This is a genomic window from Galbibacter sp., assembly GCF_035306585.1.
GTDB lineage: Bacteria > Bacteroidota > Bacteroidia > Flavobacteriales > Flavobacteriaceae > Galbibacter.
Window position 1 is genome coordinate 17,328 of sequence record NZ_DATGNU010000121.1, and the last position, 25,651, is coordinate 42,978.

The 25,651-nt window shown below is 38.0% G+C and carries 24 protein-coding genes; 10 read left to right on the forward strand and 14 right to left on the reverse strand.

Features of this window, described 5'->3' with window-relative positions:
• Window position 1 precedes the first annotated feature (1 nt).
• Window positions 2-3,325: a SusC/RagA family TonB-linked outer membrane protein gene (locus VKY50_RS10895; protein ID WP_324301750.1), complete on the reverse strand. Its 3,324-nt coding sequence runs from the start codon at window positions 3,323-3,325 to the stop codon at window positions 2-4.
• Between the two features lie 288 nt (window positions 3,326-3,613).
• On the opposite strand from VKY50_RS10895, the gene VKY50_RS10900 reads away from it, so the two are divergent.
• Together VKY50_RS10900 and VKY50_RS10905 are read left to right on the forward strand one after the other, a co-directional pair.
• Complete coding sequence (locus VKY50_RS10900; RefSeq protein ID WP_324301752.1) at window positions 3,614-4,066, forward strand: 6-pyruvoyl trahydropterin synthase family protein; 453 nt, start codon at window positions 3,614-3,616, stop codon at window positions 4,064-4,066.
• 53 nt (window positions 4,067-4,119) lie between these two features.
• Complete coding sequence (locus VKY50_RS10905) at window positions 4,120-4,881, forward strand: UDP-2,3-diacylglucosamine diphosphatase (RefSeq protein WP_324301755.1); 762 nt, start codon at window positions 4,120-4,122, stop codon at window positions 4,879-4,881.
• 11 nt (window positions 4,882-4,892) lie between these two features.
• On the opposite strand, the gene VKY50_RS10910 is transcribed toward VKY50_RS10905, so the two are convergent.
• From VKY50_RS10910 to VKY50_RS10950, 9 genes are all read right to left on the reverse strand, one after another.
• Window positions 4,893-5,297, reverse strand: coding sequence for a DM13 domain-containing protein (locus VKY50_RS10910; RefSeq protein WP_324301757.1), 405 nt, complete (start codon window positions 5,295-5,297; stop codon window positions 4,893-4,895).
• A gap of 15 nt (window positions 5,298-5,312) precedes the next feature.
• The gene (locus VKY50_RS10915; protein ID WP_324301760.1) at window positions 5,313-6,884 is read right to left on the reverse strand and encodes a protein adenylyltransferase SelO; all 1,572 of its coding nucleotides are present in this window, start codon (window positions 6,882-6,884) and stop codon (window positions 5,313-5,315) included.
• Between the two features lie 32 nt (window positions 6,885-6,916).
• A complete protein-coding gene (gene msrA, locus VKY50_RS10920) occupies window positions 6,917-7,471 on the reverse strand; it encodes a peptide-methionine (S)-S-oxide reductase MsrA (protein ID WP_324301762.1) in 555 nt (184 codons plus the stop codon).
• On the reverse strand, window positions 7,458-7,922 hold the full coding sequence (msrB, locus tag VKY50_RS10925) for a peptide-methionine (R)-S-oxide reductase MsrB (RefSeq protein WP_324301764.1): 465 nt from the start codon (window positions 7,920-7,922) through the stop codon (window positions 7,458-7,460). Before msrB ends, msrA begins: the two co-directional genes overlap by 14 nt.
• A 78-nt stretch (window positions 7,923-8,000) precedes the next feature.
• On the reverse strand, window positions 8,001-9,683 hold the full coding sequence (gene recJ / locus VKY50_RS10930) for a single-stranded-DNA-specific exonuclease RecJ (protein WP_324301766.1): 1,683 nt from the start codon (window positions 9,681-9,683) through the stop codon (window positions 8,001-8,003).
• An 84-nt stretch (window positions 9,684-9,767) separates the two neighbouring features.
• Entirely contained in the window at window positions 9,768-10,193 is a 426-nt protein-coding gene (locus VKY50_RS10935; RefSeq protein WP_324301768.1) for an OsmC family protein, read from the reverse strand.
• Window positions 10,194-10,307: 114 nt separating this feature from the next.
• On the reverse strand, window positions 10,308-10,880 hold the full coding sequence (locus tag VKY50_RS10940; RefSeq protein ID WP_324301770.1) for a uracil-DNA glycosylase family protein: 573 nt from the start codon (window positions 10,878-10,880) through the stop codon (window positions 10,308-10,310).
• A gap of 14 nt (window positions 10,881-10,894) precedes the next feature.
• A complete protein-coding gene (gene rsmI, locus VKY50_RS10945) occupies window positions 10,895-11,566 on the reverse strand; it encodes a 16S rRNA (cytidine(1402)-2'-O)-methyltransferase (protein WP_324301772.1) in 672 nt (223 codons plus the stop codon).
• A 72-nt stretch (window positions 11,567-11,638) separates the two neighbouring features.
• The gene (locus VKY50_RS10950) at window positions 11,639-12,367 is read right to left on the reverse strand and encodes a hypothetical protein (RefSeq protein WP_324301774.1); all 729 of its coding nucleotides are present in this window, start codon (window positions 12,365-12,367) and stop codon (window positions 11,639-11,641) included.
• A 323-nt stretch (window positions 12,368-12,690) separates the two neighbouring features.
• On the opposite strand from VKY50_RS10950, the gene VKY50_RS10955 reads away from it, so the two are divergent.
• From VKY50_RS10955 to VKY50_RS10985, 7 genes are all read left to right on the forward strand, one after another.
• Window positions 12,691-13,371 (forward strand): thymidine kinase, encoded by a 681-nt coding sequence (locus tag VKY50_RS10955; RefSeq protein WP_324301776.1) that lies wholly within the window; start codon window positions 12,691-12,693, stop codon window positions 13,369-13,371.
• Entirely contained in the window at window positions 13,337-14,440 is a 1,104-nt protein-coding gene (gene alr / locus VKY50_RS10960) for an alanine racemase (protein WP_324301778.1), read from the forward strand. The genes VKY50_RS10955 and alr overlap by 35 nt, the downstream gene beginning before the upstream one ends.
• A gap of 219 nt (window positions 14,441-14,659) precedes the next feature.
• Window positions 14,660-15,085 carry a large-conductance mechanosensitive channel protein MscL gene (gene mscL / locus VKY50_RS10965; protein ID WP_324301780.1) on the forward strand — a complete coding sequence of 142 codons (426 nt, stop codon included), beginning with the start codon at window positions 14,660-14,662 and terminating at the stop codon, window positions 15,083-15,085.
• A gap of 203 nt (window positions 15,086-15,288) precedes the next feature.
• A complete protein-coding gene (locus VKY50_RS10970; protein WP_324301782.1) occupies window positions 15,289-16,278 on the forward strand; it encodes an aspartate-semialdehyde dehydrogenase in 990 nt (329 codons plus the stop codon).
• A gap of 100 nt (window positions 16,279-16,378) precedes the next feature.
• On the forward strand, window positions 16,379-18,526 hold the full coding sequence (locus tag VKY50_RS10975; protein ID WP_324301784.1) for a prolyl oligopeptidase family serine peptidase: 2,148 nt from the start codon (window positions 16,379-16,381) through the stop codon (window positions 18,524-18,526).
• A 13-nt stretch (window positions 18,527-18,539) separates the two neighbouring features.
• The gene (locus VKY50_RS10980) at window positions 18,540-20,090 is read left to right on the forward strand and encodes a M20/M25/M40 family metallo-hydrolase (RefSeq protein ID WP_324301787.1); all 1,551 of its coding nucleotides are present in this window, start codon (window positions 18,540-18,542) and stop codon (window positions 20,088-20,090) included.
• A gap of 79 nt (window positions 20,091-20,169) precedes the next feature.
• Entirely contained in the window at window positions 20,170-20,715 is a 546-nt protein-coding gene (locus VKY50_RS10985) for a DUF1697 domain-containing protein (protein WP_324301789.1), read from the forward strand.
• A gap of 158 nt (window positions 20,716-20,873) precedes the next feature.
• Here VKY50_RS10985 and VKY50_RS10990 read toward each other — a convergent pair whose 3' ends face one another.
• On the reverse strand, window positions 20,874-21,437 hold the full coding sequence (locus VKY50_RS10990; RefSeq protein WP_324301791.1) for a helix-turn-helix domain-containing protein: 564 nt from the start codon (window positions 21,435-21,437) through the stop codon (window positions 20,874-20,876).
• Window positions 21,438-21,901: 464 nt separating this feature from the next.
• Here VKY50_RS10990 and VKY50_RS10995 point away from each other — a divergent pair, with 464 nt between their 5' ends.
• A complete protein-coding gene (locus VKY50_RS10995; protein ID WP_324301793.1) occupies window positions 21,902-22,855 on the forward strand; it encodes an ABC transporter ATP-binding protein in 954 nt (317 codons plus the stop codon).
• Between the two features lie 76 nt (window positions 22,856-22,931).
• On the opposite strand, the gene VKY50_RS11000 is transcribed toward VKY50_RS10995, so the two are convergent.
• The 3 genes from VKY50_RS11000 to VKY50_RS11010 all read right to left on the reverse strand — a co-directional run bounded on the left by VKY50_RS11000 (window position 22,932) and on the right by VKY50_RS11010 (window position 25,483).
• Complete coding sequence (locus VKY50_RS11000; RefSeq protein WP_324301795.1) at window positions 22,932-23,483, reverse strand: DUF5004 domain-containing protein; 552 nt, start codon at window positions 23,481-23,483, stop codon at window positions 22,932-22,934.
• 163 nt (window positions 23,484-23,646) lie between these two features.
• A complete protein-coding gene (gene mtgA / locus VKY50_RS11005) occupies window positions 23,647-24,354 on the reverse strand; it encodes a monofunctional biosynthetic peptidoglycan transglycosylase (protein ID WP_324301797.1) in 708 nt (235 codons plus the stop codon).
• Entirely contained in the window at window positions 24,347-25,483 is a 1,137-nt protein-coding gene (locus VKY50_RS11010) for an NAD(P)/FAD-dependent oxidoreductase (protein ID WP_324301799.1), read from the reverse strand. Before VKY50_RS11010 ends, mtgA begins: the two co-directional genes overlap by 8 nt.
• Window positions 25,484-25,651: the final 168 nt, after the last annotated feature.

Genomic DNA, 25,651 nt, shown 5'->3' on the forward strand with positions numbered 1-25,651 from the left:
ATTAAAAAGTTAGGTTTAAGCCAACGGTATACGAGCGGCTTCTAGGAAAAGAAGAATAATCTACCCCTGGCGTAAGTCCGTTATTAGATGAGTTCACTTCAGGATCATATCCTGAATAGTTGGTCCATAGTTTTAGGTTTCTACCAGTGACATAAACTCTAAATTGAGTCATTCCAAGTTTGGAAATCCATTTTCTTGGCAGGTTATAGCCCAAAGTTAAATTATTGAGTCTCAAGAAAGAACCATCCTCAATAGCCCAAGAATGAACCACAGCACCTGCTATCCCGTGACTGGCATGGGACCACATATTTTTATCGGCGTTGAGTTGTTGTAGTTGATTTAAATCAGTAACAACTCCTCCAGCCACACCTGTGAGTTGTCCATCAACATCGATATAAGAATATCGATTATCAATGTTCATAGTGTTTAACAGGTTACCATAGGTAACCCTCCTAAACTGATTGTATTGAATTTTACCAGTGTTGTAGACGTCATTTCCATACTGATAGTTGAAGAAAATTGAAAGGTCAAAGCCTTTATACTGAGCGCTGAGTCCAAATCCACCTTGAAAATCAGGAAGTGCATTTCCGATCACCTTACGGTCATCCGCATTAATTTCTCCGTTACCATCCAAGTCTTTTAATCTTAAGAACCCAGGACGGATATCGGTATTTCCTACCACAGAACCTGAGGAAGGAACGCCTTGTTTTAAAATGTATTCTCCAGAGGCTGGGTCATAGGATTCAAAATCATCCGTGGTATACATGCCATCGGTCACATAACCATAAATATCTCCAATTTTACCACCCACTCTAAGGTAATAATCATTAATATTATTCAAATCGGTACTGGCCCAATTGGATCGTTGAAATCGTTCCGTAGTCCCATCGAGCTTCTCGATTTTAAAGGTATTGGCACCAATATTGAAATTCGCGGAAAGACTAAAATTCTCTCCATCTACAATATAGCCAGTGGCTCCAAACTCAACTCCCCGATTGGAAGTAGAACCAATATTAGCCCATTGTTCGGAAAATCCAGTATTATTTGGAATAGCCGAGGCTAAAAGTAAATCTCTAGTCTCATTTTTGTAATAATCTAAACTACCTTTTAACCTGTGATTGAAAAGAGTAAAATCCAATCCAATATTATTGGTTACAGTAGTTTCCCATTTCAAATCAGGATTGTACAAAATATCGCTACTAGGGGTATAATATACATTGTCTATATTTCCAAATCCTGGCCCTCTATTGGTGGTAGCTGAAAATAAAAACTGTGTTGCTGTAGCATCAATACGATCATTCCCCGTTTCACCATAGGTTACTCTGAGTTTCAGATCATTCACAAAATCAATGTTCTCCATAAATTTTTCTTGGTTGAGTTTCCAGGCGAAAGCCAAGGCAGGAAACACCCCTAATCGATTTCCTTTAGAAAAACGACTCGATTCATCAGCTCTAAAGGTCAATGTCCAAATAAAACGTTCCCAAAGCTGAAAATCCAAGCGCCCAAAAGCGGAGCGTCTATTTATATCGGTGTCCTCAGAAGTAGAAATTCTATCCACACGTCCAAAGGCCATATTTGCAAATAATTCCTCTGGTGTAATTGACAGTCTAAAATCTTCTGCTCTAATAAAGTGACGTTTTCCAGAGGCAGAGGACATCTCGAAACCAACTAAGAAGTCTAATTTATAATCAGTTGACCACTGTTTTTTATAATTCAAGGTCGTAAGCCAACGGTAAGAAGTATTATCACGGTCTTCCTTTTGTCCTAAAGGCATGCTTCCGCCATTGTTAAATGATTCACCCGTTAAAGGTCCGTAAAAACGTAAATTTTCACGAAACCTGCGCTGGTTGGTATAAACGGTCTTCAGATCCAAATCTGGAAAGACTGACCAGGTTAACCCAGCGTTAAGTACATAGTTATGATCACTTCTTTTTCGCCAATCTTGCTTTACAAGTTCAGTAGGATCGATCAAAGACAATAAAAATTGTTGGTAATCATTATCAGTATTCGGAGCATTTAAATCAATTTCCAACTCATCCGCTATTCCGTTAACTGGTCTTGCTTGTACAGCATCTTTAATTTTTAATTGTGCATTATTGGAGGTTCCCGCTCCATCAATCTCCGTATTGGTAATCCTTGCAGAAATATCCAAATGTAAAGGGTTGGCTAGTTTTTGATTTAACTTAAAATTGATCGAAGTACGCTCGTAGGCAGAACCCGTTAAGAGACCCTCATCATTGTTACGTGTAACACTTAATCGCATTTTAGTTTGTTCCGTTCCACCACTTACACTCAGATTATGGTATTGAGACATTCTTTGGCCACCAAACAACTCTTCTTGCCAATCCGTGGCGGGTTTGTATTTATACAACTCTAAATCATCATACTTACCATAATATTTCTCGAAATCATCCACAGCAGTTTGCCCCTGCAATTTGGCGTATTCATAATTTGCCATCACATATTCATAAGGGGATAATACATTGTAGCGTCTATCTTTTGGTAATTCGTTAAATTGAAAATAATTGTTATAAGAGATAGACACCTTACCAACGGTAGGTGATTTTGTAGTGATCACCACAACACCATTAGAAGCTTGAGCTCCATAAACCGCTGTAGCCGCAGCATCTTTTAGCACATCAATACTTTGAATATCATTTGGAGGAATGTCCGTTATGCTGCTAACAATAAAACCATCAACAACATAGAGTGGAGAATTGTCTTGAGTAATAGATCCGCCCCCACGAACACGAATTCGTACTTCCGCACCTGGCTCCCCGTCTGCAGTAGTTACATTAACCCCTGGAAGTCTTCCCGAGAACACATCAGCTGCACTGGACACGGGAATTTTAGCGATTTCCGTACTGCTCATAGTTGCTACTGATCCAGTCATATCCGACTGTTTTACTTTTCCATATCCGTAATCGATCAGTACAACCTCATCCAACTGATTGACATCTACCTCCAATACAACATTGATGCTAGTTTGGTTACCCACAACAACCTCTTTGGTGGTATATCCAATATAAGAAAATACCAGAACGGATTCTGACCCAGAAACGGTCAAGGAAAACTCCCCATCAAAGTCAGTTGTGGTCCCGTTACTGACTCCTTTTTCTAGAACTGTTACACCAGGTAAAGGGCCACCAACATCGCTAGCTTCAACCCTTCCAGCGATTTGAATTTTTTGTGCCGAAATCGTTGTAGTAAATAGGACAAAAAAAAGAAAAACCATCCCTAATTTCGATTCCTTAGGGGGCTTCTGAACAAAGCCACCCGCATCCTTGCATAAACCAGAGGCATTTGAAGAACTTTGGTGTTTCATAAATTCGGTTTTTAATGGTTGATTAGAACTACATTTAAAAACATCGTTAAATGCAATCGATTACACAAATATATTTATAAATATGAGAAATCCAAATATTAAGTTAAATTTTATCGTTTTTATCAATATATTGTTCCGAATACCGCCTCATATTACGTGTTATAAGTAGATACATGAAATATTTACAACTTTTTAAAGGATTTACAACCACTTTATGTAATCGATAACATTTTAAATCCTATCATCAAGCTAGAATTTCTGTAGTATCTTTGCATAAATTTCCAAACGATGAGTACAATCAGAATTACCAAACAATTTAGTTTTGAAACTGGACATGCACTTTATGGCTATGACGGGAAGTGCAGAAACGTTCACGGCCATAGTTACAAGCTATCGGTGACTGTTATAGGTAGTCCTATTACAGATACAAATGATGTTAAACTAGGGATGGTCATCGACTTTGGAGATTTAAAGAAAATTGTAAAAGAAGAAATTGTCGATCAATTTGATCACGCCACTGTATTTAACAAAAATACGCCTCATAAGGAATTAGCGGAGGAATTGTCCAATCGAGGTCATCATGTAATACTGGTGGATTATCAGCCAACTAGTGAGAATATGGTTGTTGATTTTGCCTCCAAAATTCAAAAACGACTTCCTGCGCACATCAAACTTTTCTCACTTAAACTTCAAGAAACCGAAAGTTCTTATGCTGAGTGGTATGCTAGTGATAATGGCTAATGCACTGCTAAAAGTTCACTAATTATTATATCTTTATCTTCAAAACAAATCGAATGCAAATTCCAAAGGGTAAAAAAGTATATTTTGCTTCCGATAATCATTTAGGTGCACCTACACAAAAGCAGAGTTTGGTTCGCGAAAAGAAGTTCGTGCGTTGGCTTGATACGGTAAGTAAAGATGCAGCGGTTATTTTTCTCTTAGGGGATCTTTTTGATTTTTGGTTTGAGTATAAAACAGTGGTTCCTAAAGGATTTACTAGAACTCTAGGGAAACTTGCAGAGCTCTCCGATGCGGGGATTCCAATTTATTACTTTGTTGGCAACCACGACCTGTGGATGAATGGCTATTTTCAACAGGAACTCAATATTGAGGTCTTTCATCAACCCAAAGAGTTTCAGTTTAATGACAAAACTTTCTTTATAGGCCATGGTGATGGTTTAGGTCCAGGCGATAAAGGGTATAAGCGCATGAAAAAGCTATTTACAAACCCAGTCGCGAAATGGTTTTTTAAATGGTTACACCCCGATCTTGGGGTTCGACTTGCCCAGTATCTATCGGTGAAAAATAAGTTAATTTCTGGAGATGAAGACGTCACCTTTCTAGGAGAAGATAAAGAATGGTTGGTACAATATGCTAAGCGTAAATTAGAGCAAAAGCACCGCGATTATTTTGTATTTGGACACAGACATTTACCCCTTGAGATTGCCTTAGGAGATCAAAGCCATTATATTAATCTCGGTGATTGGATTCAGTATTACACCTATGGTGTATTTGATGGAGAATCAATGAAACTCAAAACTTTTGAGAATTCGTAACTTACAAAGTCTTAATTTTCAACCGCTAGAGAGACCCCGCCCCATACCACGGAGAATTGAGGACAAAAAATCACTAAGGATTTAAATTCACTTAGCTGAATCCCCTTTGGAATAGGATACTTCTGAGCGCCTTTATTGGATTTTAAACCAGCGATCATTACACCGCCATTTTTGTCAATTGGTTCTCTATCGTCAATATTTTCAATGGCTGTTGGTGAGAGATATATTTTTAGGTCAGGTCCTGCTAGGGTCATAAAATCGTTCCCTAAGACAAGATAAAAGGTTCCATCTTCTTCTTGAATTTTCCAGTTTCCTTCTACAGAATACACCTTATCAGTCCATTGGTCTCCTTCTTGCGCTAGCAATATAGAAGATGAGGTTATAAAAAATAACAGAGTTAAAATATTGGTTCTCATTTGATTGGTTTTTGGTTAAGAACTGCAGGATAACATGGAACAACCCACTTTATGAGCTGCCCATTGTGGTCGTTTGGCAAACCATTCTTCAAACTGCGGTTGTTCTTCGTATGGGTTTTGTAGCATGATGTAAAATTGGTCAATTAAACTATAATCTCCTTGTTGTGCAGCATCGATTGCTAGTTGGGCCATATAGTTTCTCAACACATATTTGGGGTTTGTGTTATTCATATTAGCTTTTCGCATTTTGTCAGTGGTCGTTTCTAATTTTAAACGTTCACTGTACTTTCCAAACCAAGCATTCCATTTTTCCCTTATCTGATGGGTTAGTGCTTCTTTAACGTAAAAAGCATCCATTATAGTATCTAACCCTTGGCTGGGTTTACTTTTGTTAAAGGTACTCAATTTTCTATAAAACAGGGTCATGTCTGTTTCAGTGAGGGTTAAGGCCTGGTCTAATTCACCTAAAAGCTCCACATCCTCAGGTAGTTGTTTTTCCAGTCCTAGCTTGGATCTTAGCATTGCAAAGTATTTTTTGGCAAAAGCCTCATGATAACTTTCTAGGATTTCTTCAATTGGCTCTGCTACCTGAATTAAAGGATAAAGCGCATTGGCAAGTTGATAAAGATTCCATAATCCTACGTTGTGTTGATTGGCAAATCGATATCGTTTCTGTGGTAAATCTGTTGTATTTGGCGTCCAATTGTGGTCATAGACCTCTAGCCATCCATAGGGTCCATAATCTATTGTGAGGCCCAAAATAGACATGTTATCCGTATTTAATACGCCATGAACAAATCCTACCCGCTGCCAGTGAATGATCGTCTCCAGTGTACGATCCATAACTTCTTTAAAAAATGTAATGTAAGTATCTGTGGATGGTGTTCCAAGGTGGGGGTAAAAGTACTTGATGGTGTAATCTGTCAGATGTTTTAAATTTTCTATATCTCCTCTTTGGGAATACAACTCAAAATTTCCAAAACGAATAAAACTGGGTGCCACCCGTGATACAATTGCACCAGGTTCATATGCGGGATTACCGTCATAAAGTACATCCCTTAGCACCTTATCTCCTGTTAGAGAGAGTGAAAGAGCTCTTGTGGTAGGGATACCAAGATGATGCATGGCTTCACTACATAGGTATTCTCGGATGGAGGAACGAAGGACAGCACGACCATCTCCTCTTCTAGAATACGGGGTCTTGCCAGCGCCTTTTAGCTGCAAAACATATCGATTATCTCCTTTGATTCCTTCCCCAATATTAATTGCCCGGCCATCTCCTAACTGCCCTGCCCAATTACCAAACTGATGCCCACCATAATTCATGGCATAGGGTTTACATTCGGATATAGGTTCATTTCCCGCAACTATATTCAAGAATTGTTCACTTTGGATATCTTTTTCAGACAAGCCAAGTTGAGCACTTAGATGCTTTGATACATGGAGGAGTTTTGGTGCTATACTTCTTTGGGGTTCCACAAAAGAATAACTCGCATACTGAACTTGGCGAATATAATTCTCCATAATTGGATCCCCTGGAAGTTCTCGGGTAAAACTATTGTCAATATCTAAATTAAGATTCTTCATCTTGCAATTTGTTTGACCTGTACCATAGGATATTAATTTTCAGAGGGCTTCAACCGATCAGAATAATGCTGTTTTAACTTTACGATTTTAGGAGTAATTACCATGGCACAATAACCCTGATCGGAATTGTTATTATAATAATCCTGATGATAGTCCTCCGCTGGATAAAATTTGGCCAAAGGACTAATTTCTGTCACGATGGGGTCATCGTAATAGGCTCCTACTTCCTTTACAACGTTTTGGGCAATTTCTTTCTGCTGTTCATTGTGATAAAATATAACAGATCGGTATTGGGTACCCACATCACCACCTTGCCTATTTAAGCTTGTGGGATCATGGCTGGTCATAAAAATTCGAAGTAAATCCTTGTAACTAATGATACTAGGATCATAACTTACCTGAACCACTTCGGCGTGACCAGTGAGTCCCGAACACACTTCTCTATATGTTGGATGACCAGGGGCCTTCCCTCCACAATAACCTGAAGTAATAGAATGTACACCGCGTAAACGTTGCAGTACAGCTTCTACACACCAAAAACAGCCCCCTCCAAGGGTTGCTAGTTCATAATTGCTACTTGGACTCATGTTCGGTTTGTTTTTCAAGTTCAATAGATGCTGAATTAACGCAATATCTCAAACCTGAAGGTGGGGGGCCATCAGGAAACACATGCCCTAAATGCGCATCACAAACATTACACATTACCTCCACGCGTACCATCCCAAAGGAGATATCTTTATCATACTTTATAGCGTTCTCGGCAACGGGTTGTGTAAAACTAGGCCATCCTGTACCTGATTCAAATTTAATATTTGAATCAAACAATGGTTCCCCACAACAAGCACAGTGATATCTTCCTGGCTTATAAGTGGTACAATGCGCCCCTGTGTGTGCCATTTCTGTACCTTTTTGTCGGGTGATTTTAAATTGATGATCCGTGAGTATTTCTTGCCACTGCTCTGGAGTTTTCTCCACGCGCCTTTTGGGTGTTGGATTTGAATTCTGAGTGAAATTTATAATATCTTTCCAAGTAAGCATTGCTTTTACCTTTTTAATTAAACAATATTGGTATCACTGTGATATAGTCGAAATTTAACCCATTCCCTAACAGTTCATCTAGGGGTTTGAACCGTTCAATTCATTGAGAATTGTGGGCTTGATATCTCTAATAATAAGTTGGAGACTCGTCTTGCCGTTGAAATAATTTTCATCGATGGTGTAGAGGATGTCCACGGGCTGATTATTTTTTAATAGGGGTAATTTATCCCCTAAACCAAATGCAATACCATCAAAAATTACACCATCACTTTGCGCTAAACTCAATTTTAAATGTGCATTTTCTTGACCAACGCACCTACTACCTCCCGTATCTATTAAATTTTGCGTTAAGAATACTGGAATGGCATTTCCAGGTCCATAAGGTGCAAATTGTTTGAGGATACGATAAAACTTCGGGGTAATATCATTAAAATCAATTTTCAGATCTACTTTAATCTCTGGAATCAGTAAATGCTTATCTATAGTCTCACGAACTACTTTTTCAAATTTCTCCTTAAAAGCCATAAACTGATCCGCTCTTAAGGTAAGACCTGCTGCATATTTATGCCCCCCAAATTGTTCGATGCAATCACAACAAGCTTCTAGGGCATTATAGATATCAAACCCCTTTACAGACCTCGCAGAAGCCGCTAACTTATCGCCGCTTTTGGTAAACACTAGTGTTGGTCGGTAATAGGTCTCTGTTAACCTTGATGCTACAATACCGATAACACCCTTATGCCAAGAAGGGTCATATACTACCGTAGAAGCATTATCTTCCTCCTTATTTTTGATGATCTGCTCCAATGCTGCCTTTGTGATTTCTTTATCCAAGTCTTTACGACTACTGTTGAAGGTCTCAATCCCCTGCGCCATTTCCATGGCTTTCTCTAGACGTTGTTCAATTAGTATTTCAACGGCATAGCTCGCATGTTCCATTCTACCTGCAGCATTAATGCGAGGAGCAATTTTAAAAATCACATCGGTCATGCTAATGGGTCTATCCAATGGTGGAGTCAATGCCTTAAATCCAACTCTTGGAGCGTTGTTGATCTGTTTCATACCAAAATGAGCCAGCACCCTATTTTCACCTGTTATAGGTACAATATCCGCTCCAATTGCAGTAGCAACAAAGTCCAAATAAGGAATTATATCTTCTGTGGTTTTGCCGCTTTTTTGCGACAATGCCTGAATAAGCTTAAATCCCACACCACATCCACACAATTCTTTGTAGGGATAAGGGCAATCTTCTTGCTTGGGATCTAAGACTGCAATCGCATCGGGTATCTCCAAACCTGGTCTATGGTGATCACAGATGATAAAATCAATCCCTTTTTCTTTTGCATATGCCACTTTGTCTATGGCTTTAATTCCACAGTCCAATGCGATAATAAGGCTATAATTATGCGATTTAGCATAATCTATCCCAGCATATGACACACCATACCCTTCTTTGTATCGATCTGGAATATAGGTGCTGACCAAAGAATAGGATTCGCTTAAATAGCTATAAAGTAATGCCACAGATGTCGTCCCATCCACATCATAATCACCGTATATTAAAATATGCTCCTTATTTTCAATTGCTTTTTGGATCCGATTGACCGCCTTCTGCATATCCTTCATTAAAAAAGGATCATGTAAATCATCAAGGGATGGTCTAAAGAATGCTTTGGATTGATCAAAATCCTTCACACCCCGTTGAATTAATAAACTCGCGATACAATGATCAACGTTTAGGTGATTTGCCAAACGAATCACATCCTCTTTAGCAGGAGCTGCTAAAAGGTTCCACCGGTACTTAGAGATCTTTACAGTGTTTTCGATTTGAATCTATAATATAAATTAAGAATTATGATAAATGGTTTGAATATCCAAGCTTGCAAATTTTCTAAACATTTCCATCACCCCACAGTATTTCTCCACTGATAAGTTTACCGCCTTATCCAACTTTTTTTGCTCCAAATTAGATCCATAGAAATGATATTCTACCTTCACTTTATGATAATACTTTGGATGTTCATCGGTAAGCTGCGCTGTGATATCAATTTTAAAATCATCCACCGCTAATTTCATTTTTTTCATCAGTGATGCTACATCCAAGCCAGAGCACCCTGCAAGAGCTGAAAGCATTAGTGCTTTAGGGCGTAGTCCCTCTCCATCGCCTCCGTCCTCTGGGCTAGCATCAATGTTTAATTCACCAGCAGGATTAGTAGAATGAAACTGCATATTCTTTTTCCAGGTAGTTACCACTGTAGTTGTATTTGCCATAATAAGTGCTTTTTTAAGTTGGATTTATACAAGACCAATTCTATTGAAAAATCAAAATTTATCGCTTGTTTGAACCATCAAAAATACGGAATAATAAAGTAACAATAAGAGCAATCAGCTTAAAATCATCGCAACCCTTTGCTGCAAAACTGGAAGGACCTCGGTGCTGAACCACTTGTTCTTTGCCATCCAAAATCTATTGGTAGGTGAAGGATGTGGTATAGGAAATGCTGATGGGAGGAACTTGTAATAGTTCAACACTGTTTGTGTTAAATTCTTTTGAAACCTTTCTCCTAGATATGCCTTTTGGGCGTATGCTCCAATTAATATGGTTAACTCCACTTTATTCAAGGTTTCCATAATTCTGGGGTGCCACTGGGGCCGGCATTCAGGTCGTGGAGGTAAATCTCCTGTTTTTCCTTTTCCAGGATAACAAAATCCCATAGGGATTACTGCAAAATTTGCTGTATTATAAAATGTTTCCCTATCAACTCCTAACCAGCCTCTGAGTTTATCTCCACTTGGGTCATCAAAATCCAATCCACTTAGGTGGGCTCTGAGTCCTGGCGCTTGACCGATAATTATTATTTTAGATTTTTCATTAAAGCGAACAATTGGTTTGGGCTCATTGGGTAAATGTGCTGCGCAAATTTTACATTGTTTTATGTCCTCTAAAAGCGTGCTCAAAGCCTTTCTCTTCTTTACGATTTCCCTGCTACTACAATTACCAACTCACCTCTAGGTGCCACTTGCTCAAAATGAGCAATAAGATCAATTACTGTCCCTCTGATGGTTTGTTCATGTAGCTTGGACAACTCCCTGGAAACCGATATGGAACGCTGTGCTCCAAAATAGCTTGAGAAATCCCCAAGCGTTTTTAAAAGTTTATGAGGTGACTCGTAAAAAATCATCGTCCGGGTTTCATTTTCCAAAAACTTCAATCGCGTTTGTCGTCCTTTTTTCACTGGAAGGAACCCTTCGAATACAAATCGATCATTCGGAAGACCACTACTAACCAGTGCAGGAACAAAGGCCGTCGCTCCAGGAAGGCACTCTATTTCAACACCGTTTTCTACGCAAGCTCTTGTTAATAGAAATCCAGGATCAGATATCGCAGGTGTACCAGCATCACTTATTAAAGCTACCGTTAGGCCATTTAAAATGCGATTAACCAAACCTGGAACCGTTTTGTGCTCGTTATGCATGTGATGACTTTGCATAGGGGTTTGCACCTGAAGGTGTTTTAACAACTTCCCGCTAGTCCGTGTATCCTCTGCAAGAATTAAGTCCACCTCTTTTAGTATTCGTATTGCCCTTAATGTAATGTCTTCTAAATTCCCTATGGGAGTCGGGACAATGTACAGTTTTGCCATGTTGCGGTATTAAAGACTACAAAATTCAATCATTCTGAGGACTTTTCATTAAAAATTTTATAACAATGATATTTAGGAAAACTTCTGCTCTACGACAGCCATAAACCGTGCCTCATAAGCTTCTTTTCCTTGCCAATGATTGTAATCTGGTTTTACCATGGAAACGATAAATTCCTGCGCATTCTCAAAAGAATCAATGGTATTAATTTGAGAAATCACTCTTACGTAATCCTCGCTGCTGTCATTAAAGAGGTGTTTAATAAATGCGATCTTGTCGTTTAATCCTACTTTAAACCCAGTACCTGTTTGAAATTCTGATGGTTTTCGAACATTCTTAGCGATCATGGTATCGACCTCTGATGGTGTTGGTGTTACGGCTTCTTTATCCCGTTTGACAAATGTGGGTTGGGGAAGAATTCCCGCTAGTATATCCTCTAGGGTTTCTTCCTCTGGCATCTCACCAACCAAATCTTTGATCGTATCCATCACTGGCGTCATAATCTCTTCTTCATCGGCGTTGGGGTTCGATTCTGGAACATCTTTATTTCCTTTGAGTACCTCATTGGCTAAGACCTCAAAACGATCCGCAATTTCATATTTGTGATCTGTTGTTTGAAGTTCACCAAAATGGGTTTCAACATATTTTAAAAGTGTTAGTTTTTCGTATAATTTTTGCGCTTGTTCGTGTAAAACTAGGACATCATCGGTCCCTTGTTTGTTCAATACTTTCTGCGCCAATATCATCAGTTCTGCTTCCAATTGCTTTTTCATCATATCTTTTTTAAGCGATTCTACGTTCAAATTCCCTGGTCTTAAACCACAACGATTAGGACGGTTAAAAGATAGCCATTTTTTTAATAAAAGCTCGTTTAATTTCTCTTAAATTCCTAGATGATTTTGCTAAAATAGTGGCTAAAACACTGGGTTACAAGATTAGCAAGGGATCTTAATTGTAGTGGAGAACTTGGTGTAATGAGATCAGTACTGAAGGTCGTTTTAAATTAAAATGAAATTGTTGATATTATTTTTTTTAATCTGTAAACCAAAAAAATTAATTACGTAAGTTTGTTTTGTCGTATGTTAAAGCGAGAATTTCCTGTTAAGTACCCCGTGAAAATAACAACATGTTTCTAGAGAATACTGTAAATCATAAAGAACAATTTGGATGGATTGAGGTTATCTGCGGTTCCATGTTTTCTGGTAAGACGGAGGAATTGATTCGTCGTTTGAAACGTGCCCAGTTTGCCAAACAGAAGGTTGAAATATTTAAACCAAGTGTGGATAATCGCTATGATGATCAAATGGTAATTTCGCACGATGCCAATGAAATCCGATCAACTCCAGTTCCTGCAGCTGCCAATATTAGACTATTGGCAGATGACTGTGATGTGGTAGGTATTGACGAAGCTCAATTTTTTGATGAGGAAATTGTATCGGTGTGCAATGATTTAGCCAACAAGGGCGTTCGAGTTGTAGTCGCTGGTTTGGATATGGATTTCAAAGGAAATCCATTTGGCCCAATGCCTGCTTTAATGGCCACAGCAGAATATGTCACAAAAGTGCATGCTGTATGTACAAGAACTGGAAATCTGGCCAATTACAGCTTTAGAAAATCTTCCAATGAAAATTTGGTGTTACTAGGAGAAACCGAAGAATACGAGCCGTTAAGTAGAGCTGCTTATTTCAAAGCAATGCTTCGAGAGAAGTTGAATAAAATGGAAGTCAAAGATGTGGTAGAGGTAACAGACCACATTGAAAAAAATACAAACAATGACCAAGATTCAGGAAACAACACTGGAAATTAACCTACCTTCACTAAAAGAGAATTACCACCATTTACGTTCATTTCTAAATCCGCAAACCAAATTCATGGCTGTGGTAAAAGCCTACGCTTACGGTAGCGACTCGTGCGAAATAGCCTTATTTTTAGAAGGCTTGGGAGTGGACTATTTCGCCGTTGCCTATACCAAAGAAGGAGTTAGACTAAGAGAAGCTGGGGTAAAAACACCTATTGTAGTATTGCATCCTTTGGAACTTCACTTTAAAGATCTTATCAAATATAATTTACAACCTAGCATCTATAGCTACCCAGTCTTAGAATCCTTCTTAAAGGTCGCAAAAGATCAAAGCCATTATCCCGTACATTTAAAATTTAACACAGGATTAAATCGCTTAGGCTTTAATGCGGAGGAGCTCCCAGAATTATTAGACAAATTTGATCGTCAATCACATTTAAAAATTGCCTCGGTCTTTTCTCATTTAGGCGCATCCGAGGATTTAAAGGAGAAGCATTTTACACTTAATCAAATTAAGGTCTTTAAAAATATTAGAAATGAGGTCATTTCAAAGCTGCCTTACAGACCGCTTTTTCATATGCTAAACACCTCTGGAATTTTAAATTATAGCTCCGAAGCTGAATTTGATATGGTTCGAAGTGGGATCGGATTATATGGATTTGGAAATGATCCAAAGTACAACTCACTATTCAAACCCATTGCTAGTTTAAAGAGCATCATCTCACAAATCCACCATCTAAAACCTGGAGAAAGTGTTGGCTATAACAGAGGCTATATTGTCTCTGGGACTATGACAACTGCAACCATTCCACTAGGACATGCTGATGGAATATCACGGCATTACGGCCAAGGAAAAGGATTTTTAATCCTTCATGGAAAAAAATGTCCAATTGTTGGCAATGTATGTATGGACATGCTGATGATCGATGTCAGCGGGATTCAGTGCAAGGCTGGTGATGAAGTAGTTATCTTCGGACCAGAAAATAATGCAGCGGATCTGGCAATGGCAGGTTCAACAATTTCATATGAATTACTTACCGCTATCTCTCAAAGAATTACCAGGAAAATTGTGTACTAATATCTATTTTATAGGTAATAATCGCGAAATTTCATCATTAAGAACCATTAGATTGAACGGAAAAATAATCAATTCTTTTTAAAATTTAATTGTATATTCGTGATAATCAGTGTAAGCTATAAAGGAGCCTTAATGGCTTGTAAGCAAACCTAAATGAAACTATAATTCGTTTTTTTATAGTTAAACAAAACTAATTTATAAATTTTAAGTTCAAAACCTATGGGATTTTTACAAGATTTTAAGTCGTTTTTACTTAAAGGCGACATTGTCAACTTAGCAACGGCAGTAATTGTCGGCGGAGCCTTTGGTAAAATTGTAACCTCTATTACAAATGATATTTTAATGCCCCCCATTGGGCTTCTATTGGGCGGTGTAAATTTCAATGACCTAAGAGTGGTACTGAAAGATGCGGTAATTGATGGCGAAAAGGTAGTGACGGAAGCTGTTAGCATAAATTACGGAGCCTTTGCTCAGACTGTCATTGATTTTGTAATTATCGGGTTTTGTATTTTCATAGTGCTAAAAGCGTATGAAAAAACAAAGAAGAAAAAAGAAGAAGCACCTGCAGCACCTGCTGGTCCTTCCACTGAAGACTTACTTGCTGAAATTCGTGACGAATTAAAAAAACAAAATAATAAACAGTAAGGCATTCCTGAATTTGGGATGGACACTGTTATAACAGTGCTACATTAAACCACGTTTTAAAGCGTGGTTCTTTTTTAATTATTCAATTTTTGTAACATTTTGTTATAAAAATATATTTTCTGCTTTTTAGGTTAATAATGCCGTGAATATTAATTACTTTTGTAATTGATTATTTACCATTTAAGACATCAAAATAAATTAAAATGAAAATAGCAGTTGTAGGAGCTACCGGAATGGTAGGCGAAGTCATGCTTAGAGTTCTAAAGGAACGTAATTTTCCTGTTGACGAATTATTATTGGTTGCCTCACCACGATCGGTTGGTAAGCAATTAGAATTCAACGGTAAGAACTATACAATTATTGGTCTTCAGGATGCCGTGGATGCAAGACCTGATATCGCCATTTTTTCGGCTGGAGGGAGTACCTCCTTAGAGTGGGCACCTAAATTCGCTGAGGTGGGTACTACTGTGATCGATAATTCATCAGCTTGGAGAATGGATCCTACCAAAAAATTGGTCGTTCCGGAAATTAATGCTAAGGAGTTGACCAAAGAGGATAAAATTATAGCCAATCCAAACTGTTCTACCATACAATTAGTAATGGCATTGGCACCATTACATGAGAAATACAAAATGAAAAGAGTGGTTGTATCTACCTATCAAAGTATTTCTGGAACAGGCGTAAAAGCTGTTCAACAATTAGAGAACGAACTTGCTGGTATTGAGGGAGAAATGGCTTATCCATATCCGATCAATAAAAACGCCCTTCCACATTGTGATGTTTTCCAGGACAATGGATACACCAAAGAAGAGATGAAGCTTGCCAATGAACCTCAAAAAATATTAAATGATAATTCATTTGCGATTTCAGCCACTGCAGTTCGTATTCCTACTTCAGGAGGACATTCAGAGGCAGTAAACGTGCAATTTGAAAATGATTTTACACTTTCTGATGTTCGAAGACTCTTAAATGATACTCCAGGAGTTGTGGTACAAGACAACCCAGATACAAATACCTATCCAATGCCGATCTATGCGCATGATAAAGATGATGTTTTTGTGGGTAGAATTAGAAGAGATGAATCCCAAGATAACACCTTAAATATGTGGGTGGTAGCTGACAATTTAAGAAAAGGGGCCGCCACAAATGCGGTACAAATCGCGGAGTATTTAGTGCAAAATAACTTAGTATAAGGTCGATTCACGAAAAATATGTTAAATTAAGCCCTTGGATAGCCATATTCAAGGGCTTTTTCTGTATTTTAAACACCGCTAATTTTAATCAAATTTCTAAATGAAAAAATTAATCGCATTTGCGGTGGTCACTGGTATACTACAATCTTGTGAAACCACTCAAACTAAAAAATCAAGTCCTTTGGAATACCCAATTACAAAAAAGGTCGATACAGTGGACACCTATTTTGGCACTGAAATTAAAGACCCATACAGATGGTTAGAAGATGACCGCTCTGAAGAAACCGCCCAATGGGTGAAAGCTCAAAATGAAGTCACATTCAATTACCTAGATAAAATCCCCTTTCGTGATCAGCTTAAACAACGTTTAGAAAACTTGTGGAATTACGAAAAAATTACAGCGCCATTTAAAGAAGCGGGATACACGTATTACTACAAAAATGATGGCCTCCAAGACCAATATGTCCTTTACCGAAAAAAAGATGGCACCGATGAGGAAGAAGTCTTTTTAGATCCCAATACTTTCTCCAAGGATGGTACGACTTCCTTAAGTGGAATTAGTTTTTCCAAAAGTGGTAAACTCGCTGCTTACTCCATTTCTGAGGGAGGGAGTGATTGGAGAAAAATTATCGTTTTAGATGCCATTAAAAATGAAATCGTTGAAGATACCTTGATAGATGTAAAATTTAGCGGGATTTCATGGCTAGCAGATAAAGGGTTCTATTACTCCAGTTATGATAAGCCAGAGGGAAGTGAACTTTCTGCAAAAACTGATCAACACAAATTATATTACCATGAACTTGGTACTTCACAGTCGGAAGATCAACTTATTTTCGGTGGTACTGAGGAGGAAAAACACCGTTACGTTGGTGGAAGTGTTACCGAAGATGATCACTTTTTGATTATTAGCGCATCGGTGGCTACATCAGGGAACAAGTTATTCATCAAGGACCTTACAAAGGACAATGCGCCTCTTGTACCTATCATAGAAACTACCGAGAGCGACACCTATGTTCTGGAAAATGTCGATTCAAAATTATACTTAGTTACAAATTTAAATGCACCTAACCGCAAAATAGTAACCGTTGATGCCTCCAATCCTAGACCAGAAAACTGGAAAGATTTTATTGCTGAGACGGAAAATGTTTTAAGTCCAAGTACTGGATCTGGTTATATTTTCGCAGAATACATGATCGATGCAGTATCCAATGTGAAACAATATAATTATGACGGTAGGTTGGTTCGTGAAGTAGCGTTGCCTGGTCTGGGAAGTATCGGAGGGTTTTCCTCAAAAAAGGAGGCTGAGGAGATCTATTATTCTTTCACCAATTACAACACCCCTGGAACGACCTATAAATTTGATCCAGAGACTGGTAATTCAGAAGTCTATTGGAAACCTGAAATCGATTTTAACGCTCAGGATTATACATCCGAACAGGTATTTTACACCTCCAAAGATGGCACAAAGGTTCCAATGATCATTACTTATAAAAAAGGAATTAAGCGCAATGGTAAAAATCCTACCATTCTATACGGCTACGGCGGATTTAATATAAGCCTTACACCATCCTTTAGCACCTCAAGAGCAGTTTGGATGGAGCAAGGTGGCGTGTATGCTGTTCCTAATCTTCGAGGTGGCGGTGAATACGGAAAAGAGTGGCATGTTGCTGGTACAAAAATGCAAAAGCAAAATGTATTTGATGACTTTATTGCTGCCGCTGAATATCTCATTGAAAAAGGGTATACCTCTTCGGATTATCTGGCAATCAGTGGTGGGTCAAACGGAGGATTACTCGTGGGGGCTACCATGACACAACGTCCAGAATTAATGAAAGTGGCACTTCCAGCTGTAGGTGTATTGGATATGTTACGTTATCACACTTTCACCGCTGGCGCGGGATGGGCGTATGACTATGGTACTGCACAGGATAATAAAGAAATGTTTGAGTATTTGTTAGGTTATTCTCCAGTTCACAATGTGAAGGCAGGGGTGGAATATCCCGCAACTCTAATTACAACGGGTGACCATGATGACCGTGTGGTACCTGCCCATAGTTTCAAATTTGCAGCGGAGCTTCAAGAAAAGCAACGTGGTGACAACCCAGTTCTTATTCGAATAGAAACCAATGCTGGACATGGTGCTGGAACTCCAGTAAGTAAAACCATCGAACAATACGCTGATATATTTGGGTTTGCATTATTTAATATGGGGTATAGCACATTACCATCAGAGAAGTCTAACAACTAAATTTAATAAAATCATGAATTTTAAGATTACATGTACCGCAGTACTTTTCACTATTACTGCCTTTGTACACGCTCAAACACAACAAGAAATCGTAGATGCTCTGGTGAAAGAAGCCTCTGAAAACTCTCAATTAGAAGAATTGGCCTATGAACTTTTAGAAGGCATTGGACCACGTTTAGTGGGGACACCACAGATGCAACAAGCACATTCTTGGGCTGTTGATAAATTTGAATCCTGGGGGATTTCAGCTAAAAATGAACAGTGGGGTCAATGGAAAGGATGGGAAAGAGGAATCACCCATATAGACATGGTTTACCCTAGAGTGGAGACCATCTCTGGAACGCAGCTTGCATGGAATCCAAGCACCTCTAAAAAAGGAGTAACAGCGGAATTAGTTATTCTTCCAACAGTTGCTAACCCTGCTGCTTTTGAAAATTGGCTTCCTAGTGTAAAGGGTAAAATTGTAATGGTCTCTATGAAACAAATTACAGGGAGACCTGAGGCCAATTGGAAAGAATATGCCACAGAGGAGTCTTTTGAGAAAATGAAAAAAGACAAAGCTGAAGCAGAGCGCAAATGGCATGAGAACATAAAAAATACTGGCTATGATAGAAGAACAATCATTGAAGCACTAGAGGAAGCTGGGGCAGTAGGTATTGTACAATCCTATTGGTCTGAAGGTTTTGGCGCAAATAAAATTTTTAGCGCCTATACAAAAGAAATCCCTATGGTTGATATATCACTTGAGGATTATGGGATGCTTTACCGTATGGTTGAACACAATGCCAAACCTAAGCTTCGAATTGTAGCAGAATCTAAGGATTTGGGAATGGTTCCAACCTTTAACACTATTGCGACCATTAAAGGAACTGAGAAACCTGAAGAATATATCATTCTTTCTGCCCATTTCGATTCTTGGGACGGAGGAACTGGAGCGACAGACAATGGCACGGGTGTTATTACAATGATGGAGGCTGCCAGAATACTGAAAAAAGTATACCCAAACCCTAAAAGAACCATCATTGTTGGTCTATGGGGAAGCGAAGAACAAGGATTAAATGGTTCAAGAGCTTATGTGGAAGATCATCCAGAGATTGTCAACAATATTCAGGCGGTGTTTAACCAAGATAATGGAACTGGCAGAGTTGTCAACTTGTCTGGACAAGGATTTCTAAATGCCTATGATTATTTGGGAAGCTGGCTGCATGCTGTTCCTGAAAATGTAAGTAAACATATTGAAACACATTTTCCAGGCACCCCTGCCAGAGGAGGATCCGATTATGCGTCCTTTGTAGCCGCTGGAGCTCCAGCTTTCTCATTGAGCTCATTAAGCTGGGCATACTGGAATTACACTTGGCATACGAATTTAGATACCTATGACAAAATTGTATTTGACGATGTCCGAAACAATGTGATCCTTACGGTGATTCTAACCTATATGGCCAGCGAAGATCCTGATCGTACCTCAAGAGTAAAAAGTGTCTTGCCTATAGATAAGAGAACTGGAGAACCTGGTCTTTGGCCAACACCAAGAAAACCAGAAAGAAATGGTGGTGTGAATTAAGCTTCCACACTGAAAAATTAAACCAAAACTCCAAGAATAACTCTTGGAGTTTTTTTATTTTTATGCAAACCATTGTAATATGAATCCACCTAAGACCCATATTCTTTTACTCAGAGGTATTAATGTCGGAGGACATCGTAAAATTAAAATGGCTGATTTAAAGCTACTATTATTAGATAATGGTTACTTGAATGTTCAAACCTATATACAAAGTGGGAATGTCATTTGTAAAAGTGAAAAAGAAAAACCTCAAGTCAAACAACACATCGAATCACTCATTGTAGATAATTACGGGTTTGAAGTTACTATTTTAATACTGAGTCCATTAGATTTACAAAAAATAATGGATAATAACCCCTTTGTAAAACAACAGTCCCCTATTGAAAAACTCTACTGCACTTTTTTAGAATATCGGCCAACTCCTGAATCCAAAGATCTATTGCTGAGCTATAAAACAGAGGATGAAGAATTTGTCTTTGAAGAGTCACACATTTATTTCTGTTACCATAAAGGTTATGGAAAAGCAAAGGTGACCAATCCCTTTATAGAGAAGAAACTCAATCTTCAAGCGACGAGTCGTAACTGGAAAACCATTGGTAAACTATTAGAACTTACAAGGCAATAGTGCTAGTCTTGGACTCTTGGGAGCATATAAGCAGTCCTCAAATACCCAGAATATATTTTTCATAGCAATACTATATGAATTAGTTACATCCTTTTGGTTACTTAACCTCTAAGCATAGATTAGTCGGCTTGTTAAAACAAATCATTTAAGAAAATAACTCAAATTTCATCAAGAGGTTTTCTTTTCTCTTCTTTTATCTTCTTAAAATGACTCGGGGTAAGACCTGTTACTTTTTTAAACTGATTACTCAAATAGGAAACGCTCGAATAGTGAAGTTGAAATGCAATTTCACTTAAAGACAACTCACCATAAACCAATAATTCCTTTACCTTCTCTACCTTTTGGGCAATAAAGTACTTTTCAATAGTGGTACCCTCCACCTCTGAAAACAGTGTGGATAAATAACTATAATCCAGATTTAATTTATCACTCAAAAGCTTGGATAAATTGACCTTTAATTCGGTATCTTGGTGATGAACAGCTTGAATAATGACGTTCTTTATACCCTCTATAATTCGACTTCTCTTATCGTCAATAACCTCGAACCCCAGTGGAAGTAATGCTTTTTTCAACTTCAGCTTATCGCTCTTTGATAAGGCGCTATTTAAATCTACCCTACCCAAGGAGACTGAATCAACATCTAAGTGTAATTTATCCAATTCATTTTGCACAACCATTATACAACGATTACAAACCATATTTTTAATAAAAACCGAATCCATAAACCTTAAGTTGATCATTTAATACAAAGGTAGAGAATCAAAGCAACTTTATTTCAGAGCAAAGGGTTTTAACACCCGTATAAAATTCCATTATACTTATTTTCTTATCGTGCAGCGAAGGTATTTATACCTGCCGTGGTTCAAAGGTTGATTTTTACCATTTAATCTTTTTACTTAACTTGTGACTTGTCATTGCTACAAACAATCGAAACAGACAGAGAATGAATCCAGACTTTAAACCCACTTTTATTATACTACTTTTTATAGGGAGCATTTTTACCATGATTGGTATTATGTTGATGATGCTTTTTCATAGTAAAACCTTTGGTCTTATTCTACTAGGAGTTGGTTTCATCATTCAGTTAATCAACCTTTTCCTGTATTACAAATACGGAAGGATTTCTAAGGAGTAAGGGGTGATATAAAGTCATATTCCCTAACTTTGGAATCAAAATACATGGAATATGCTCAAGGTTCATAACGTCACTTTTCAATACGATACAAAAGTAGTTCTTAACAACATTTCCTTGGAATTACATCCTGGCGAACATCTTTCAATAATCGGGGAGAGCGGATCTGGAAAAAGCACCTTATTGAAGATCATCTACGGATTACATCATGTTGAAAAAGGGAAGCTCTTTTGGGGTAAAAAGCGCCTACTGGGTCCTAATTACAACCTTGTTCCTGGTGAAGATTTTATCAAGTATCTTGCCCAAGATTATGATTTAATGCCTTACATTACTGTGGAGGAAAATGTGGGTAAATATCTATCAAACTTTTATCCAAGAAAGAAACAAAAACGCATCGCCGAGTTACTTAATCTGGTCGGACTTACGGCCTACGCCAAAACAAAACCTACAGATCTTAGCGGCGGACAACAACAACGTGTCGCTATTGCAAAAGCCCTCGCTCAACAGCCCAAATTACTCCTATTGGATGAACCCTTTTCAAATATTGACAACTTTAAAAAAAACAGTCTTCGCCGAGAACTCTTTTCGTATTTAAAATCACAGCGCATAAGTTGTATTACGGCAACTCATGACAATATGGATTCCTTGGCATATGCCGATAAAACCATGGTGCTCCGGGAAGGAAAAATCATTTGTTTTGATGATCCTAAGCGATTGTATAAAAATCCAAAAAACAAATATGTAGCATCCTTGTTTGGAGAGGTAAATGAAATCCTAGAAAAACACATTGTGCCATATTCCTCTTCCAATAAAAAAATCGTTTGTTATCCGCATCAATTGCAACAGAGTAAAACTGGTTATTTAGTTGTTAAGGTTAAAAATTCCTATTTCCAAGGAAGTCATTATTTAATCGAAAGTGTGTTGCATTCAAAAACGGTATTTTTCAATCACCACGAAGCAATACAAGAAGGTCAACAGGTCAGCTTAAAAGCAAATTTTAATGCTTAAAAAAAGACCAATGCATTCATGGTTTAGAATACATCGGTCTTACACAAAACCTAAAACTTGTTTATTGTAAATATTGTTATTCAGTTTCTTCTACTGGTGGTGCTGGCGCAATGGGCCCTTTGGTATAGGTATGAGTTACCTCGATTTCAATACGCTGTCCATTTTCTTTGGTATAATAGTTTGTGGTAGTAAAAGAAAAAGTAGTTCTCTCTGCATTAATATCTAAGTCCACTACGCTTTCCAGACATGAGGTAATCATACCTAAAGTGGAGCCTCCAAATTTCCAGGTACCTTTGATCGTACCAGAGGTTTCACAATCTTCGGCGTTTTTTCCAACACTGTATGTATATGTTCTGTCAGTATTAAAATCGTACTGTAAATCATTTTCACATTCGGATTGTTGTGCATAAATATCTGTACTTGGATTGTCTTCATCATCATCAGTAAGATCAATCGCTTCAGAAGATTCTATGGCTGTGAGGTGCCATTCTCCCGCAAAAGCAGTTTCATCTGCGCTGAGTGCTCCAGTATAATCTGGAATACATTGGTTATCGTCATCATTACAACTCACAAACATCCCTGTTAGCGCGGCAAATAGAACAACTGCCGCCAATTTTTGTTTTTTCATTTTTTGCTATTTAGTGTTTACTACACCTTATAGAGGCAAAAACAGTAAAAAGGTTGCGTGGATTGGAAAAAAATTTTAATTATTGTGGTTATTTCCAGCGCTGCTATGGAGTTTATGCAAGTTTATATTTTAAAAGTTTAAATAAATGCAAAAGATTCCCAAATTACTTCTTAGCAGAAGTAGAAGGACTTTCTATATCCAAAGGTCCATAGAGTTGCATTTGTTGAAGAATCCATTTTTTGCGCTCTTGCACATAGGGTGTTGCTGGATTGGCTTTCATTTTTAATGGGTTGGGAAGTATTGCGGCAATAGCAGCCGCTTCATCTCTAGAGAGCGATCCTGCATCTTTACCAAACCAATACTTAGAAGCGGCTTGGGCTCCGTAGATTCCATCACCCATTTCAATGCTGTTTAAGTACACTTCCATAATTCTAGATTTTGACCATAGAAGTTCTATTAAAAAAGTGAAATACGTTTCAAACCCTTTTCGAACCCAGCTTCTCTGTGGCCAAAGAAAAACATTTTTTGCGGTTTGCTGACTAATGGTACTGGCTCCTCTGAGCCGCTTATTCTCGGAATAATTATCAATAACCTTCTCAATAGCCTTTATATCAAACCCAGAATGACTAATGAACTTTTGATCCTCGCTGCAGATCACAGCTAGTTGTAGATTCGTTGAAATATTCTCTATAGGAACCCACTGATGGGACCATTTTATGTCTTGTTTCTCTGACAACTGTTGTGTGCTTCGAATAACCATTAAAGGGGTAGCTGGAACTGGTACCCATCTATAAAAAAGTACCCAAAACACGGTAATGATTATAAACCAAAAGAACAGTTTTAAAATAAAACCAAATAATTTCTTAAGCATATCCCATGGTTAAATTTGCCAATTCCTCACCTACTTGGGAGCCAATGGCGATTCCCATACCTCCAAGTCGAACACCACAGAAGACATGATCGGATAATTGTTTAACTATTGGTAGTTTGGAATGCCCTACCCCCATAATACCACTCCACCGCATATCCACCTCAGCTCCTTTACCTGGTAAAATTACTTTGCAGAGGAGCTCATCGAGTTTGTTTTGAATGGTTTTAGTTGTTTCAAAAACAGTGGTTTGCTCCGTTTGAGGATCCAAATTTCTACCCCCACCAAGTAAAATTCTATTGTCAATATTTCGAAAGTAATAAAAGCCTTTATCCAAATGGAATGTCCCCTTTATCTTTAAATTCGGTATCGGTTTTGTAATCAGTACTTGGGCTCTCGCAGGTTTAACCTCTAGATCATTGTTTATCAATTCCTTAAAAAGACCATTAGTGGCTATGCAAAGTTTTTTAGAGCTAAAATCTACTATATTGGTCTTTACTATAACGGCATCATCCCTGGTCTGGTAATCATTTACTAAGACGCCGTATAAAATCCTAATACCACTTGCTATACATTTTCTGTACAAGGCATCCATCATCAAACCTGTGTTGATCTGACCTTCAAACCTATTGACTAGATAGCGATCAAAAACGTGTTTAAAAGAGAACCTATTTTTCGATATGGTAAAAACTTCCTTTTTAAAAATTGGGTATAAAGCCTTGTTGATATAATTAAAGCGATCCATGCACTCCAAAAATGTCTCTGGAGCATCTTTTAAAAACACCTCATACCCTAGGTGACCTTTATAACCGATTTGTTGTTCTCCCAGGGTCTGCTTTAAACACTGCAGCCCTTTAAAGCGTTTTTCTACTAATTCAAGAACCTGTTGCTCAGGATGTGTTTTTAAATCATCTAAAAGCTCTGAGACACTTCCAAAACAAGCAAATCCTGCATTTTTAGTACTAGCCCCTCTGGGTAAAAGTCCTCTTTCAAGAACAACTATTCTACCCTTAGGATGTTTTTCTTTTAACTTTAGTGCACAATGAAGCCCTACGATTCCAGCACCGACCACAGTAAAGTCGATGTTTGAAAAATACGTATTATGCTCCCAGTATGAAAATGACCTCGCCATGACTTAAAGCTAAGAAAATTGGAATGATATTGTTATTAACGACAAACGGCTTGCAGAAATTGCAAGCCGGTATATTGTCATTGAAATCATAAAAAAAGAAAAACTATTGATCTTCTTCCTTTTTAGGATCCATTTGGAAGTCTTCCATAAATTTTGTAGTGTAATTAC